Origin of the sequence: Vibrio sp. R78045, from assembly GCF_042466085.1 — a bacterium.
GTDB classification, from domain to species: Bacteria; Pseudomonadota; Gammaproteobacteria; order Enterobacterales; family Vibrionaceae; genus Vibrio; species Vibrio cyclitrophicus.
The window spans coordinates 1,653,231-1,668,624 of the sequence record NZ_JAXHBS010000013.1; the positions used below are offsets into that span (position 1 = coordinate 1,653,231).

The window sequence follows — 15,394 nt, forward strand, 5'->3', positions numbered from 1 at the left end:
ATTGCCTGAGAATTAAGATGATTAGAGAGTACAACCCAGCCGATATTGAAGCCGTTTTAAATCTTTGGTTAACCGCCTCGATAAAAGCCCATGACTTTGTGACTCCTGAGTTTTGGGAGTCGCAAGTGGCTAATATGCGCGACCTATATATTCCTGCATCACAGAGCTATGTGTATCAAGTCAATGGTCAGGTTCGCGGCTTCTATTCACTTTACGAAGGGATACTAGCGGCGATCTTTGTCCGCCCTGAGCATCAAGGGAGTGGCATCGGGAAACAGCTCATGCAACATGCCAAGCTTGAATGTCCGAACTTGTTATTGAATGTGTACAAAGAGAATCAAGCGACCATTGAGTTCTACCTTTCTCAAGGTTTTAAGATCGTAAGTGAACAAGCCGATGAGCACACAGGGCATCAAGAGTACACCATGTATTGTAGGGCTTAGTCAGACGATTAGTTGGCGGGAATAGGATTTATATGGAGATATTTTGAAGTATTCGATAAGACCCGCTCAGTCATCAGATTATGAATTTCTGTTCGATCTAAAAAAAGCCGCGGAGTTTGAGCCAATCAAGGCTGTATTTGGTTGGGATGAGCAAGTTCAACGAGATATACACGCCGAAGAGTGGGCTGAAGAACGGCCCGAGATCATTGAACATCAAGGCAAAGCGATTGGCAGTGTGTTACTTCAAGACAAAGACGATCACTTCTATTTTTGCCGATTCTTTTTGTTACCTGAGTATCATGGAAAGGGCATTGGTAGCCAAGTTTTAACGGATTGCTTAGCTCAAGCAGCCAAACTCAATAAGCCTGTGGCGTTGTGTTATTTACAAGGTAATCGAGTTGGGGAGTTGTACTTGAGGTTTGGCTTTGAAATCACCTCGCAAAACGACCAGTTTGTCTATATGTGGCGTAAATAGATATTCTTTAAACGGATAACATTTAAACGACTGGCATAAAAATGCATTCATAGACATGGGAGGTGTATCTACAAACGCCTCTTAGTTAACAATGAACAACTTGAAGAGATCTTCCTTGAAAGTGACTCTATTGGATAAATCAAAGTGGAGATTTTTTATGTTAGTTATTGATAAATAAAACAATGTTAACAATATCACTCTTTTATAAATTTGTGGTTGGAGTCTTTGTTTTTAATGATAGTGTCTGCGCATGATTTCATTGATAATAATAAAGGCTTTATATGAAACGTTTTTTAATTGCTGCATTGGCTATCGGGATTACAGGTTGTAAAACACTTCCAAATACAGCTACAGATACATTGTCAGAACCACAGGGAAATGGTGCACTCGCTATTGCAACGATTATCTCTAAGCACGACTCGACATACCCATGTGAAACCTTCGTATTTGATTTAAAAGAAAAAATTGATGGGAACTTGGTTGGTTCTGAACCACAAACCCTACGTATGTTTGTATATGAAGACGCTAAATACGCACTGTTTGATGGTATCAAACCGGGAAATTACATCTTAACGCAGTTCCGATGCAATATGCGTCGTGGCCTTGCTGTCAATGGTGGTAAATCATTTCTTAGCGTTGACTTAGGTATTGAGCATACCATTAAGGAGAACGCTGTAACGGTCTCTCCACTGTTTGTTTATGCGACTCAACAGAAAGACCGTTTTTTCAATGTGCAAGTTGACTTGTGGGAACAGAAAGATGTTGAACCTTTTCAGGAATTGTTGACGAACGAAGTGAGCAATAAATGGGAAGTCAGTGATTTTGAAGGCTAGCTGACTGGATGATTCGTTGATTAGATGACTATGGCACCTTTACGTTATTGCCATAGTCATTGATTCTTGAACGAAAAATGTTATTCAATCGGCAGAGACAATACACCGCCATTAAGGTTTACCTTACTAAGCCACTCAGTTGGAATCGCGCCATCTTCTTCGTAGAAACACGCCGCTAATACCGCGCCAATCACAATTGCACGCCCGCAACTGTCACCGCCACATAAGATGTTGTCGCGAATGCCTTGTTTATAATTCTGAGCACCCGCAATGATGCGAATCAGCAGTGGGAACGCGGCACTCAGTTCACAATGCAGTCCAAACTTCTTCGCGGCATCTGTTATTGAAAGCTCAGGTTCAGCCAGTGCTTCATCGATTTGATCGTGTATAAACTTGCTGCAGGTTTGTCTTACCATTTCTACCGATTGTAGTGGTGAATTACCTTGTATCGCAGCTTGAATCAGTAGTGTGATGGCTTGTGCCCACTCTACCGCTTTATCGTTATTGTTGGTGACTCGCACTGCGCTATCGACCATCGCTGGTAAAGTGTGAGAAGTGTAAGTACACGCCACCAAAGGAATTAGCTTTGAAACAGCAGGTAGCTGGGTGTCATCTGCGCCACAAGCAGTGATTGGGGCATCAGCTAGCTCTAATTGATGTATGTTCAGCAAGCTCATACGAGTGGCTTTATCAATGTAGCCTTGCCAGCTGCCACCAAAATCAAACCAGAAGCGGAAGTGTTTAATGTAACTCGCTTCATTGTACTGTTGATTGTCGACTAGGCTGTCGACCATCGCCAATAACTGAGCACCGTATTGCGATTGATCGCCTGCGGTTTTTCCTTGGTGCGCGAAATATCCTTTGTCTTGATAATCGAACTGGTTTGGCGAACGAAATTCTGGCTCAAAGCCAGCTACCTGTAAGATCCTCTCTTGGTCATACAGCCAATGCAGCCCCATTGAAGCAGCGTCTCCAACCAATGCGCCCACAACGGCGCAAAAAGCTCTTTGTTTATGATTGTCCATGCTGAGTGAAGTCCTTGAGAAGAATCAATGAAATTGGGTACTGAAAGTATAGTGTTTAAATGAGGGGTTTGCTGTGTTTCGATAGATAGTTTTTAGCGAATTAATCCTGATTGGTCAATGAGTTAAACCAATCAGGTTAAGTTGATGAATATTATCAATTAGGTGTTGATGTTGGCCATCGATCTGACGCTCGAATTCACGCGAAAATAAACATTAATTTTAACGGTTAAGGTAAACACTCGAACGTTGTTCGATGACTTTGAAAATACGTGAAAGGGTGAAACATAGTGCGAAGTAAACCGCGCCTACAATCAGCCAGATCTCGAAGATCAAACCGGAAGAGTTCGCCATTTCGGTGCCAACAAACGTCATCTCTTGAATAGAAATCAGTGACACAATTGAGGTGTCTTTCACTAGCGAAATTGCCTGACCTGCCAAAGGTGGCGTAATCGCCGTTAATACCTGAGGGCCAACTACAAATCGATATTTAGAGAATGCCGACAACCCGAGTGAATCAGCCGCTTCCCATTGCCCTTTAGGAATGCTTTCTAAACCAGCTCGAATCACTTCAGCGATATAAGCTGAAGAGAGCAGGCCAATACAGATAACACCAGAGGCTAAGTTTTCCCAAAGGTTTGCAGGCCCAAATAGGAAATCTTGAACAGCGTTAATTTCTCCATTGTGTTCACGTAAAATGCTTTCTAAACCAAGTAGAGGGATCAGCTGGTTAGAGACAAAGAAGTAAAAGATAAACACAAATACCAATGGCGGAATATTTCGAACCAATTGAATGAAAATCAACGCAGGTGTTTTGAAGAAAGCGATCTTAGAGTGTCTTGCTACCCCTAACAAGGTACCGAAAGAGAGCGCTAACACCATGCTCCACAAGCTCAAACGCAATGTTGCGACCAAGCCTTGGAAGAAGTAAGGAATACTGCCTTGAGAAGGTGGAATAAAAATTAATGTGAACGCGTCTTCCCATCGCCACTGATAGTTGATACCGACAGAAGAACGATAATAAAGCCAACCTGCGAACGCACAAATGATGGCAAACAACACTCCATCTAATAGATTGAGGCGTTGATACCAAGGCTTCGTGTGAAGGTTGGGCTTGGGCGTTGATAATGCGCTAGTACTACTCACGTCATTCCTGTTTAAACATTAATTATTATTGGGTTGTTGCTTGGATCTAAAACGAATCAAATAAAGCTACTTAAAAAGGCTACTTAAGTTTTCGATGAGAAGGCAGTGCAAACAGCGCACTACCTTTATTTAGATTCGACAGATTAGCTCATATTAAAAAATGAGCTCAGTTTCATATTACTGACCTTGAGCAATCTGATCTTGCCAATCTAGAGTAGAGAACCAGTACTCGTAACGGTCTTTCAACCAACCGTCTTCAGTACGTGCTTTGATCCACGCGTTGAAGAACTCAGTTTTGTCTGTTTCACCTAGGCGCACAGCAAATGCTTCATTACCTTTTGATAGGCGTTCTTCAAATGGGATGAATAGAGTGTCTGCGTTTTTGATTGTTTCGTGCTCAGGTTTCGGGCTAGATGCGATAACTGCGTGTGCATTGCCGTTTAGCACTTCTTGGAACGCTTGAGCATCGTCATCGAACTGAAGTACTTTCGCTTTCGGGAAAGTTTCACGAGCCACTTGAACCGTGAATGCGCCGCGACGTGCTGCAATTTTCACACGACGAGAATCGAAATCAGAGATCTGTGTAAAGCCTTCAGCTAGTTCCTTGTTTGCTGCTAATTGAACACCTGAATGAGAGTAAGGTTCAGTAAACAGCACACTCTTAGAGCGTGCTTCAGTGATCGATAAACCACCGATGATCACGTCAAACTTGTTCGACAGTAGAGAAGGAATAATCCCATCCCACGCCGTCGGTACGAACTCAACTTTCCAGCCTGAATCTTCAGAGAGGCGTTTTGCCACATCGATTTCAAAGCCAACAAGGTCGCCCTGTTTGTTACGCATTGCCCAAGGTACAAAAGTCGACATACCAACACGTAGAGAGCCACGTTCGTTGATTTTATCTAGGTTTGGCGTTTCAGAAGCAAGTGCAGGCAAACTTACGGCAAGCGCAAGTAGAGCTGTAATTGCGGTTTTAAATAGCTTCATGCTGATAAATCCTTATTGTGTTCGCCAGTTAGCTCCGAGCTTATGCTCAAGCCAAGCTGCAACGGCAGAAAGTGAAAGTGTAAGAGCAAGATAGATGATCGCCACAGAGAACCAAATCTCAAATGGCATCGCGGTTTCAGAAACGATGTTTCTGGCTTCGGTTGTTAGGTCGAAAATTGCCATGACACTCACAATCGAAGAATTTTTAATAAGAGATATGACTTCATTTGTCAAAGGTGGCAAGGTGCGTTGAATTACCTGAGGAAGAATCACATCCCAATAAGTATAGGTCTTTGATAAGCCCAAAGATTGAGCGGCTTCAAATTGTCCTTTTGCAATACCGTTCAGACCAGCCCTAAATATCTCAGCGGTATATGCACCTTGGAAAAGTGCTAAGGCTAAAACGGCTGTGCTAAAACGATCCAGCCCTAATACGGGGCCAAACACAAAATAGAGCAAATAAATTTGTACCAATAGTGGGGTATTGCGAATCAACTCGACATAACTGGTGGCTAAAGTGCGTCCAACTGCGGAATTTGAATTTCGTAGCAAAGCTGTAGTTAAACCAATAACTAGCGTAGCGACCAAAGAAATCAAAGAGATATTGATGGTAACGAGTAGCCCTTCCATCAATTCTGCAGGCCACCATTCGCCGTCTTCATAAAAGGCAATGTAGTCGGGCACGCGTTCCCACTGCCAGCTGTATCCCATGGCTTGTGCGCCAGAATCGAGGATCCAGATAACAGCTGCCGCGAGTACAACAATTTGTACTAACGCAGATAGGGCAGGCTTCACTATTTTAAGCAGCATCAGTAAGTCAGAATCTGATTTAGGAACGCTTGAGTACGCTCGTGTTGAGGATTCTCGAACAGGCATTGTGGTGTATTGGATTCCACGATTTGTCCTTCATCCATAAATATGACACGGTCGGCAACACGCTTTGCAAAGCCCATTTCATGTGTCACACACACCATGGTAATCCCTTCACTGGCAAGCTCAACCATCACATCAAGCACTTCATTGATCATTTCCGGATCAAGCGCAGATGTTGGTTCATCAAACAATAGAAGTTCAGGCTTCATACAAAGAGAGCGAGCAATCGCAACACGTTGTTGTTGGCCACCAGAAAGCTGAGCTGGGTACTTATTCGCTTGCTCTGCAATGTGTACACATTCGAGATAATGCATCGCCGTTTTCTCTGCTGCTTCTTTGCTTTTCTTGAGCGTACGAATCGGAGACAGAGTCAGGTTTTCAAGCACAGTAAGATGGGGGAATAAATGGAAGTGCTGAAACACCATTCCAACCTGGCCAGGAGTGTTGAACTTACACGGGAGCGCTTGTTCTAGCACGAAAAGCTCGCCACTCTCGAAGGGTTCTAGCTGATTGATACAGCGGATCAAGGTTGATTTACCCGAACCAGACGGTCCGCAAATCACCACTATTTCTCCCTGTTCAATCTTTAAATCGATATCCTTTAGGGCATGAAAACCACCATACCACTTGTTAAGTGACTTAAACTTAACCATTTCCTTGAGATTGTTCAAATCGTTGTTCATACCTAGTAAAGAGACAGGTTTACCTTAACAATATAGAAATGTGATTGCACATAAAATTAAGAGCTTATGAGAATTTAATAACATCATGTAGGGCAAACAAAAAAACAGCGCCCAAATTGAGCACTGTTTTTTGATGTACGAGATAATAAAGAAATTAGTTCAGTGTGACGGCACAAATCATGTTTTGTGATTTATCACACTGACCGCATCAGCTTTGATTTATCGTTTACCCTATCTTTCTTATAGTTTTAGCAATTCTTATTGAATTGCAGACTCTAAGATTTCACGTGTTTTTGCTGGCGTGATCGCTTTGTTCTCGCCCAGCTCTAGGTAACCGTGAGATTCAAGTTGAGCGACAACTTTATCGACTGCTGCTGTTTTATTTGTTTCATAGCCATCGAACTGAGTTGGTACATCTAGGCTGTGGTAGAACGCTTCGATTGCATCGATAGTGCGTTCTGCTAGATCAGCTCCTGCTTCTAGGCCAAATACGTTACGACCCATTTGCTCTAGCTTGCCGCGCTTCGCTTCGATTTGGTTGCGAAGTAATGAAGGTTGAACGATCGCAAGAGAGCGAGCGTGGTCGACGTGCCATAGTGCTGTGAACTCATGACCAATCATGTGCGTTGCCCAATCTTGAGGAACACCTGTACCAATTAAGCCATTGAGCGCTTGGTTTGCTGTCCACATTAGGTTTGCACGCCATGCGTCGTTGTCACGCTCGTCATATTGCTTGCCAAGCACAAGTAGGTTTTTCAGCAGTGTTTCTGCGTAACCATCTTGAACCATCGCGTTTGTTGGCATTGTGATGTACTGCTCACATACGTGTACCCAAGCATCAACCAAACCGTTAATCAGTTGGCGTTCTGGAAGAGACTTCATTACATCTGGGTCCATAACCGCAAACTTAGGTTGAACAGCAGGGTTCATGAAGGCCAGTTTTTCTTGTGTCTCTTTACGAGTGATTACCGCACCCATGTTAGATTCAGAACCTGTCGCAGGAAGCGTAAGTACTGCGCCAATTGGTGTCGCTTCTGTTACCTGGTGTTTACCCGCTAAGATGTCCCAACCGTCGCCGTCGTATTTAGCCGCTGCAGCAACGTATTTAGAACCGTCGATTACTGAACCACCACCAACAGCGATAATGAACTCTACGTTTTCTTCTTTAGCAAGATTGACTGCTTTGTCTAATGTTTCTTTTGTTGGGTTCGCTTCAACGCCAGAGAACTCAATCCAAGCGTGATCTTTAAGTGAAGCGACTACTTGATCGTAAACGCCGTTGCTTTTGATTGAACCGCCACCGTAGATGACAAGTACTTTCTTTGAAGTATCAACCGCTTGGCTGATAGCGTTGACTTGGCCTTGACCGAAGTGGATAACAGTAGGATTAACATAAGTGAATTGCATTCTAAGTTCCTTGTGTAAAGCTGAATTTATTATTTTGGTTCATTGCTCAATTTCTATATTTGCATATTAGTACAGTAAATCAGGGTAATGAAGAGCTGATTCTCCAAATAAATTGCCTATTTCTACAAAATTGATATTCTAATCTACTCTAGTTTACATATTCTTAGCACTTGGAATGGAAAGTCGCCACTTATGAAAACACTCGCGCATTTATTACAGTCTTATGTAGAACACAAAGGTTGGGATGATCTTGAAGGAATCAGAGAAACTGAAATTGGCGGTGTATGGCTGTACAGGAGCAGTGTCGGGAATCTGCGTCAACCCTTCACTTACCAATCAGGTATTATCATGCTCGGACAAGGTAAAAAGAACATCTATATTGGTGACAGGCCTGTCACATATGCTGCGGGCGACTATCTAGTTGTCGGTGTGCCAATGCCATTGGAGTGCGAAGCCTTGCCTGTTAATGGTGAGCCATTGCTTGGTTTGTCGATCAGTATCGACTCTCAGCGCTTGCATAGCTTAGTCAAAAAGCTCGAAGACCAAGGCTTCCTAGAGAGCTACTGCAACAAGCACAAACAGAATTCGAGTGGCTTAGAATCGACGCCAATGGAAGAGCAGATGCTAGAGAGCTTTACTCGGTTGGTCAAAATGCTGCATTGCGACATCGAAGCCAACATATTGGGTGATGCCATGGTGACGGAAATTGTCTACCGCGCATTAACCGGTACAGAAGGGCGTGTGCTGTTTGACTTAGCTCATCATGACGGCCATTACGCACGTGTCGCTAAAGCGCTGTCTAAAGTGCATGAAGAGTATGACCAAACCATCACTGTTCAATCGCTTGCCGACGAAGCCAACATGAGTGTGTCTGCCTTCCATAATGCTTTTCGTAATGTCACCTTTGAGTCACCACTTCAATATTTGAAAAAGGTAAGACTCAACAAAGCCAAAGAACTGATTCAGCTAGAAGGCCTTCGTATCAGCGATGCTGCACGTCGAGTCGGTTATTCGAGCCCATCCCAATTCAGCCGTGAATTTAAGCGTCACTTCAATACCACGCCAAGAGCGGTGTAGTTTTTCTTTCTAGAAAGCGTTACTACTTGGTTCACAACCACTTTTCTCATGTATTTCCCCTGAGTCTCACATTTGTTTAATTATATGAGTAAATGTATCTAATTATGGATATTGTCATCTTGTTGGTATTGGATTATCGAATATATTATTAATGTATTTACATAACAGTAGCCCTGTAAATAATTAGTTAACTAGCCTAAGAGTTTATGCACGTATATAAGATAGTTAGCGCGATAATTAATCTAGTAAGAGCATTTTAGGACTATTAGTGTGAACAACTTATCAAATATAATCTAAATTGCGAAAAATATCCCTCGTTCTTTCTGAGATTGTATTCATGATTATTGAATGATTAAAAAATAAAGATAATCTAGCACTCGATAAAGCCCCTTATCATGGATAATTAGTCGTTTGATGACTAATTATTCTGTAACTTGCTGATTTATAGTCAACTGAGAGTCTGATGGATATCACGTTTACCCTCTAATAATTCACTTAACATGGCGCTACTTTAATCATTCTTTCTAATACGATTGTTCACTATAAATACGTATTCCTATATTATTTAAAGGATAATTCCTATGAGTAGCGATATCATTAAAATTTCAAGAAATACTGAAAACGCACCAACAAATTCTGTATCTACACAAACGGTCGCTTTTTCTCATTATAATAACTTTTCAGCTCAATTACCTGTTGACCCTAAAACAGGTGAAGTTGTGATTGGTGATATTAAAGACCAAGCAGCACAATGCTTAAATAATATTAAAGCCATTGTTGAAAGCATCGACCATGTTATGGATGATGTAGTGAAGGTTAATGTTTTCGTTAAGAATATTTCTGATATCGATGCTATCGATGAAGTTTACAAAAGCTTCTTTAACAACAGCATGCCTACACGTACCGTTGTCGGTGTAACTGCACTGCAAAACAGCGATGCACTAGTTCAAATGGATGCTTTGATTTCAAACGGTGAAGGCACTAAACCACAAGCACCTTGCACACTAGTTAAGGTATCAAGAAATACAGATAATGCACCTCAGAGTGCTGTATCGACGCAGACAGCGGCTTTTTCTCACTACAACAACCTTTCGGCTCAATTGCCTATCGATGTAAATACAGGTGAGTTGGTTGATGGTGGTATCGAAGCGCAAACGTCACAATGTCTATCAAACATTAAAGCGATTCTAGAAAGCATCGGTCATGTCATGAGTGATGTGGTTAAAACGACTATATACGTAAAAAATATCGCAGATACGGAAGTGGTAAATGAAGTTTGTGCTAAATTCTTCCCAAGCTATGTTCCTGCTCGTACCGTTGTTAATGCAGCAGAATTACCAATGGGCGCTTTAATTCAAATTGATACATCCGTTTCACATGGCGATGGCACACCGCCACAACTGCCAGAAGACACTTGCTTACTGGTTATTGAAGCTAATAATACAGTTGATGCGCCATTCATGCCTTATTCTCACACCGTTGCTTTCTCTCACTACAATCATATTTCTGGTCAACTACCACTAGATCCGAAAACCAATGAAATAGTTTCAGGTGGCATAAAAGAGCAAGTTGAACAATGCCTTAAGAATATTAAGGCGATCATTGAAAGTGTTGACCATAGGATGGACGATACGGTGAAAATTAATATTCAGCTTAAAGATGTTTCAGATATTGATGTGGTAGACGAGATCTACACTACGTTCTTTAATGCTGACTTACCGGCAAGAACAGTGGTAGGGGTTTCAAAGATTCCTATGAATGCTTTAGTGCAAATAGATGCAGTCGTTTCTAACTGTGAAGGTACACCTCCACAAGACGTCCTCGCTTAGATCAATTGAACCCCTTCGATAAAAGCATTTAAATTCAGGCTCTAGTTCCTAACAAGGAACCAGAGCCGATTCTCTGATTAGTGGCCCCATTCCAAGAAATATCCCCTTCATTAAGCCTCTTAACACAAGTTACTCGAAGTAATACAACTAAGCTTATCCCAGAGATATGGTGTTTATAGAGTTGAAGTGTTTTAATATGAAAAACAGATGCTTAACGTAAGAAATTCAGTTTATGCAATTTAGAGTTATTTTAATGTTGTGCCTAGCTATTATGGGGTGTTCATCCAAGCAAGAGTTGGCACCTGACCCAACAACCATCACACTTTTTTATGGCGATAAATCGATCTCCGCGGGTGTGTTAGAAGACAAAACATTTAATTCTATACTTGCAGATAGAGTTGAAAGCGTGACTTTTTCAGGCTCAATATCAAAGCAAGACTCTGAGTTCTTGATTAATATGTTAGTGATTAGAGAAACGAAAGAGCCACGTTCAACACGGCAATTGAATACCACGCTTCTTATGAAACCGGGAGGGTTAGTGGATGTTGGCGGTGTAAATAACGATGTGTTCAAGGTAATCCTCGAGTAACAAAAAAAGTGTTCAATTAATCTGATTTTTTGCTTTACCTCAACCTAACTTCAAGTCTTAAGCTTCTCTTAACCATTTAAAAGGAGCTTATTATGCAAAATAATTACGTAAAAGAACTTGCCGTTAAGACTTACCAAGAAGAAATAGCTAGAGAGAGTATGAAAGCTAAAGTCCAGTCATTTCACGCACCGAGTTTTTTCGGTGGTGTGTTGTTTTCGGTTATTTTAGTTGGACTGTTTTGATAAGTTAATCCTTATAATCTTTGATTCAGTATTAACTCTCATCATTCCAACTCACCTGAACTCTCACGGTATAATCTCTTAGGTTCGATTGTGATTTTAGTATCAGTGTTTAAAATGGCTTGTTAGATAAGCGATAGAGTATTGATTATGGATGTATTTTTACACTTACTTCACCCAAGCGATGTCAGTGCTTTATTGGAGTTTGAAGTCGAAAATAGAGAGTGGTTTGAGCAATTTGTTCCAGCACGGGAAGACCGTTTCTATTCCAATGCGGGTGCTGCCGAGCAAGTCATGAGCTTTCTAACTGGATACGATAATGGCGAGATGATTCCTATGTTGGTCAAAGACGCTAATGGCACTATATGTGGGCGAATCAACGTTCGTGATATCGACCAGAACGCTGAAAGTGGAGAACTAGGTTATCGAGTGGGGCACGCATTTGGTTCTAAAGGTATTGCGTCTAACGCGGTGAGGAAGTTACTTATCTACTTGGCCGAGCAATCCTCCCTTAAATATGTTGATGCCTATGCGCTAGTAGGTAATGTCGGTTCGAATAAAATTTTATCCAAGGCCGGTTTTGACTTAGTTGCGCATGTAGAGAATTACGTTGTATTTAAAGGGCAAAACCAAGACGCCAATCATTATCGTAAGGCTATATCTTCTTCAGTGAATGTTTGATATTTATTATTTGTTCTATCATCAAAGAGATAATAAATTTAGACAAGATGCGCTCACATCAATTGTTGTGCGAATCAATACAAAGATCATCGGAGATAAACCAGACGAGCATGCTGTTAAGTTTTGGAAAGGGGTTATTAGTGACTACACCTCAGGTAACTACGTAGAAGATCAATATCAGGGCGAAAAATGGGGCTTGGTGACAAGACAGGGCTTTAGTCACGATGCTAGTACAGAGTAAAACTTTATACATTAGAAGCTGGCAGTGTCCTTCTAGCCAGCTTCGAGCCTTTTTATTTCAAGGTTTAATGTTACGGCAACTTATAGATTTACGGTTACTTCTGAGATTTGTTACGTTCGATTACGCTAATAGCGATCGCTAAAAACAGGATGTCTTTCACTAGGAAGAAATTAGTAACTAAGATGCCATCCGATACTTTCCAAGTATTTGGCGTTGTAATTAGGAAGCTCAGTGTTACGGCAAAGATAGCCGCTGCTGCGATGCCAGAATAAAAGGCCACTCTAGAGTTAATGAATCCTACGATTAACCCAACAGCCACGATAATTTCTGCACCACCAACCATATTTGAAACCGCTTGTACTGAGAATAGGCTGTAGAGCCAGTTCAGCGCAGGGTGATTAGCGATAAGGGGTTCAATGAGCATAGCTTCGGTTGGGGTAAATTTGTAGATTCCAATCCAAGTTAACACCAATGCGACACCAATCACGCCAAGGTTATATCCCCAATTACTCTGTTTTAAATCATAGGTTTGAACATGCATAAAAATACTCCATTTAATAAAATCCTTGAATATGACCGTACAAGTAAAAATTTAATTTCGCTGTGATGATGATAATTAGTGAATTTATCTAGGTAGCTTATACATGTCCCTTTATCGTCTCGATTATAATGGAAAAAAAGTGATGTTGTGCGTAACGTAATTCAGTTAGTGATTGTTTATCTGACTGATTTCACTAACTTTTATGTATTTAATGAAGTATGGAATTCATGGTTCCCTGAAGGCTGTGCACCAAGCCGTGCATGTGCAAAAGCAGAACTCGCAAATCCTGAGCTATTGGTTGAAAAGTCGTTCATGGCTGCTGCGGGTGAAAAGTTTCAATAAGCGGAATTCGTTAATACAAGTAACAAACCGATAAAACAAAGCCACTCAGGTGAATCACTTGAGTGGCTTTTTCGTTTTAAACGCTACCCGAAACTAAATCGGATTAGGCATTAAGCGAGACCTTGATCTCTGGCCATCTGTTTCGCGATCTTCGGTGCGTGCCATAAGCATGGCAGTAAGATAAACGATACCGGAACGGCTGTGATCACAATGAACGACTGTAGAGCGGAGATACCGCCAGAACCCATTGAGATAAGCGCAATTGCTACTGCACCCATGATGATACCCCAGAAGGTACGTACGGCTGCATTTGGTTCTGTAGTGCCTGTCATTACCACACTGATGGTGTAAGTCATCGAGTCACCTGTTGTCACGATGAACGTGGTCGTCAGGATAAGGAACAGAATCGCAATCAAAGTAGGGAACGGCAGTTGAGCGGTAATTGCCAGTAGCACAGCAGGAAGGTTGAAGCCTTCGAACGCGCTAGAAATTACGCCTGGGTTCTCTAATTCAAACGCTAGACCACTACCACCAACGATACTGAACCAAAAACACGTTACTAGCGGTGCAACGATGCTGATAGAAACGATCATTTGGCGAATCGTACGGCCACGTGAGATACGAGCAATGAAAATTGCCATCATCGGACCATAGCCTAAGAACCAACCCCAGAAGAATACCGTCCAGCCACCTAGCCACGCTGTATCTTGGCGGTAGAGTGCCATTGGGATGAAGTTATCCACCATTTCGCCCATACCTTGTAGATAGCCATCAATGATAAAGCTCGTTGGGCCTACTAGCAGAATGTAGCCGATTAGGCACACTGATAAGATGATGTTGTAACGGCTAACCAGTTGGATGCCTTTGTTCACGCCGCTCAAAGCAGAAAGCGTGTACATTGCGATAGCAAAGATAATAACGATACTTTGAGTTGCAAAGCTGTCGGAAATGCCAAACAGTTCGCTCAGGGCGTAACTGATTTGTAGGCCAAGGAAACCAATAGGGCCGATAGTACCTGCGGCTACAGCCACAATGCTGCATGCGTCGACTACGTTACCAACCCAGCTGTTAATCGCTTTGTCGCCAAGGACAGGGTAAAGAAGAGTACGGGGCTTAAGAGGGAGGCCTTTATCGTAATGCAGATGCATTAGTACGATAGAAGATAAGCCACCTAAGATGGCCCATGCAAGGAAACCCCAGTGCATGAAAGATTGTGATAGAGCGTTGAACGCCATCGCTTGAGGATCAGCATTGCCATAAAGTGGCGGTGCTGAAACAAAGTGAGCAATTGGCTCTGCGGCTGCCCAGAACACACCACCGCCGGCTAGCAGCGTACATAAGACGATAGACATCCATTTAAAAGTGGTCATTTCAGGCAAGGCAAGCGTTCCTAAACGAACGTGGCCTGTACGTCCTAGTGCTAGCACTAAGCCGATAATGAAATTGAGAAGTAGAAGGACTTGCCAGAAAGCACCGAACCACTTGGTAGAGTAGTTGAAGCCGATGTTAACAAGTTCGGACAACACGGAGGTGTTGGTGAAGGCGAGTACGACAAAGAGGGTTAAAAAACTGCCACTAAGCCAGAAGACTGGGTTTCCGAGTTCCAGTTTTTCACCCAAAGATTGAGCTTTATTGAAATCGATAGAAGTAGATTCTGCGTTGATGTTTTCGTTGGCGACTTGCGTCAAGTTGGACATTATTTCTCCGCTAAATTTGGCTCTTTTAAGCCTATGTATTTCTCTCACACTTGCATAGTAATGTGAGGTTCGTCAAAAAAGCCGCAGATACTAACACATTTGTTACCAAAAAGTGGGCGAATTCATAAAAGAAGCTTGAATCGACTGTAAATCTCTACTTTTTGGCTAGTTTTAACGCGAGTTTTGTCTTGAATCCAGATCACATTCCCGATTTTAGATACGTTATTTTTAGCTTTCCGAAATAAATTAATATTAGTTGTTGGTGCAAAATAAGTGTCGAGTCATTGCA

The 15,394-nt window shown here is 42.1% G+C and carries 17 protein-coding genes and 1 pseudogene; 10 read left to right on the forward strand and 8 right to left on the reverse strand.

Translation table 11 applies throughout. The annotated features are described in order from the left end of the window. Positions 1-17: 17 nt before the first annotated feature. From SJY39_RS17780 to SJY39_RS17790, 3 genes are all read left to right on the forward strand, one after another. Entirely contained in the window at positions 18-443 is a 426-nt protein-coding gene (locus tag SJY39_RS17780) for an N-acetyltransferase (protein WP_010430294.1), read from the forward strand. Between the two features lie 43 nt (positions 444-486). Then, a complete protein-coding gene (locus tag SJY39_RS17785; protein WP_010430290.1) occupies positions 487-918 on the forward strand; it encodes a GNAT family N-acetyltransferase in 432 nt (143 codons plus the stop codon). A gap of 281 nt (positions 919-1,199) precedes the next feature. Next, positions 1,200-1,751, forward strand: a complete 552-nt coding sequence (locus SJY39_RS17790) for a hypothetical protein (RefSeq protein WP_010430287.1) — start codon at positions 1,200-1,202, stop codon at positions 1,749-1,751. Between the two features lie 80 nt (positions 1,752-1,831). On the opposite strand, the gene SJY39_RS17795 is transcribed toward SJY39_RS17790, so the two are convergent. The 6 genes from SJY39_RS17795 to SJY39_RS17820 all read right to left on the reverse strand — a co-directional run bounded on the left by SJY39_RS17795 (position 1,832) and on the right by SJY39_RS17820 (position 7,869). After that, positions 1,832-2,776 carry an ADP-ribosylglycohydrolase family protein gene (locus tag SJY39_RS17795; protein ID WP_010430284.1) on the reverse strand — a complete coding sequence of 315 codons (945 nt, stop codon included), beginning with the start codon at positions 2,774-2,776 and terminating at the stop codon, positions 1,832-1,834. A 219-nt stretch (positions 2,777-2,995) separates the two neighbouring features. Then, entirely contained in the window at positions 2,996-3,919 is a 924-nt protein-coding gene (locus SJY39_RS17800; protein ID WP_010430282.1) for an amino acid ABC transporter permease, read from the reverse strand. A gap of 177 nt (positions 3,920-4,096) precedes the next feature. Then, complete coding sequence (locus SJY39_RS17805; protein WP_016799587.1) at positions 4,097-4,906, reverse strand: transporter substrate-binding domain-containing protein; 810 nt, start codon at positions 4,904-4,906, stop codon at positions 4,097-4,099. Between the two features lie 12 nt (positions 4,907-4,918). Then, entirely contained in the window at positions 4,919-5,716 is a 798-nt protein-coding gene (locus tag SJY39_RS17810; RefSeq protein WP_016785331.1) for an amino acid ABC transporter permease, read from the reverse strand. Further along, the gene (locus SJY39_RS17815) at positions 5,716-6,462 is read right to left on the reverse strand and encodes an amino acid ABC transporter ATP-binding protein (protein WP_016799586.1); all 747 of its coding nucleotides are present in this window, start codon (positions 6,460-6,462) and stop codon (positions 5,716-5,718) included. Before SJY39_RS17815 ends, SJY39_RS17810 begins: the two co-directional genes overlap by 1 nt. A 258-nt stretch (positions 6,463-6,720) precedes the next feature. Continuing rightward, positions 6,721-7,869, reverse strand: a complete 1,149-nt coding sequence (locus tag SJY39_RS17820) for an iron-containing alcohol dehydrogenase (RefSeq protein ID WP_016799585.1) — start codon at positions 7,867-7,869, stop codon at positions 6,721-6,723. Between the two features lie 192 nt (positions 7,870-8,061). Here SJY39_RS17820 and SJY39_RS17825 point away from each other — a divergent pair, with 192 nt between their 5' ends. The 6 genes from SJY39_RS17825 (at position 8,062) to SJY39_RS17850 (ending at position 12,525) form a co-directional block, all read left to right on the forward strand. Continuing rightward, entirely contained in the window at positions 8,062-8,946 is an 885-nt protein-coding gene (locus SJY39_RS17825; RefSeq protein ID WP_010430267.1) for an AraC family transcriptional regulator, read from the forward strand. A 581-nt stretch (positions 8,947-9,527) separates the two neighbouring features. Next, positions 9,528-10,775 (forward strand): RidA family protein, encoded by a 1,248-nt coding sequence (locus SJY39_RS17830; RefSeq protein ID WP_016799583.1) that lies wholly within the window; start codon positions 9,528-9,530, stop codon positions 10,773-10,775. Positions 10,776-11,007: 232 nt separating this feature from the next. Next, positions 11,008-11,364, forward strand: coding sequence for a hypothetical protein (locus SJY39_RS17835; RefSeq protein ID WP_010430262.1), 357 nt, complete (start codon positions 11,008-11,010; stop codon positions 11,362-11,364). A gap of 92 nt (positions 11,365-11,456) precedes the next feature. Beyond that, complete coding sequence (locus SJY39_RS17840; RefSeq protein WP_010430259.1) at positions 11,457-11,606, forward strand: hypothetical protein; 150 nt, start codon at positions 11,457-11,459, stop codon at positions 11,604-11,606. A 147-nt stretch (positions 11,607-11,753) separates the two neighbouring features. Continuing rightward, complete coding sequence (locus tag SJY39_RS17845) at positions 11,754-12,284, forward strand: GNAT family N-acetyltransferase (protein ID WP_016797364.1); 531 nt, start codon at positions 11,754-11,756, stop codon at positions 12,282-12,284. Next, a complete protein-coding gene (locus tag SJY39_RS17850) occupies positions 12,277-12,525 on the forward strand; it encodes a hypothetical protein (RefSeq protein ID WP_010430255.1) in 249 nt (82 codons plus the stop codon). Before SJY39_RS17845 ends, SJY39_RS17850 begins: the two co-directional genes overlap by 8 nt. Positions 12,526-12,619: 94 nt before the next feature. On the opposite strand, the gene SJY39_RS17855 is transcribed toward SJY39_RS17850, so the two are convergent. Continuing rightward, positions 12,620-13,066 (reverse strand): DUF417 family protein, encoded by a 447-nt coding sequence (locus tag SJY39_RS17855; RefSeq protein WP_010430252.1) that lies wholly within the window; start codon positions 13,064-13,066, stop codon positions 12,620-12,622. Between the two features lie 150 nt (positions 13,067-13,216). Between SJY39_RS17855 and SJY39_RS17860 the strand changes: the two are divergent. Continuing rightward, a pseudogene (locus SJY39_RS17860) lies at positions 13,217-13,408 on the forward strand (Rid family hydrolase); the annotation flags it as partial. 110 nt (positions 13,409-13,518) lie between these two features. Here SJY39_RS17860 and SJY39_RS17865 read toward each other — a convergent pair. Then, positions 13,519-15,105, reverse strand: a complete 1,587-nt coding sequence (locus tag SJY39_RS17865) for a BCCT family transporter (RefSeq protein WP_016785965.1) — start codon at positions 15,103-15,105, stop codon at positions 13,519-13,521. Positions 15,106-15,394 lie beyond the last annotated feature (289 nt).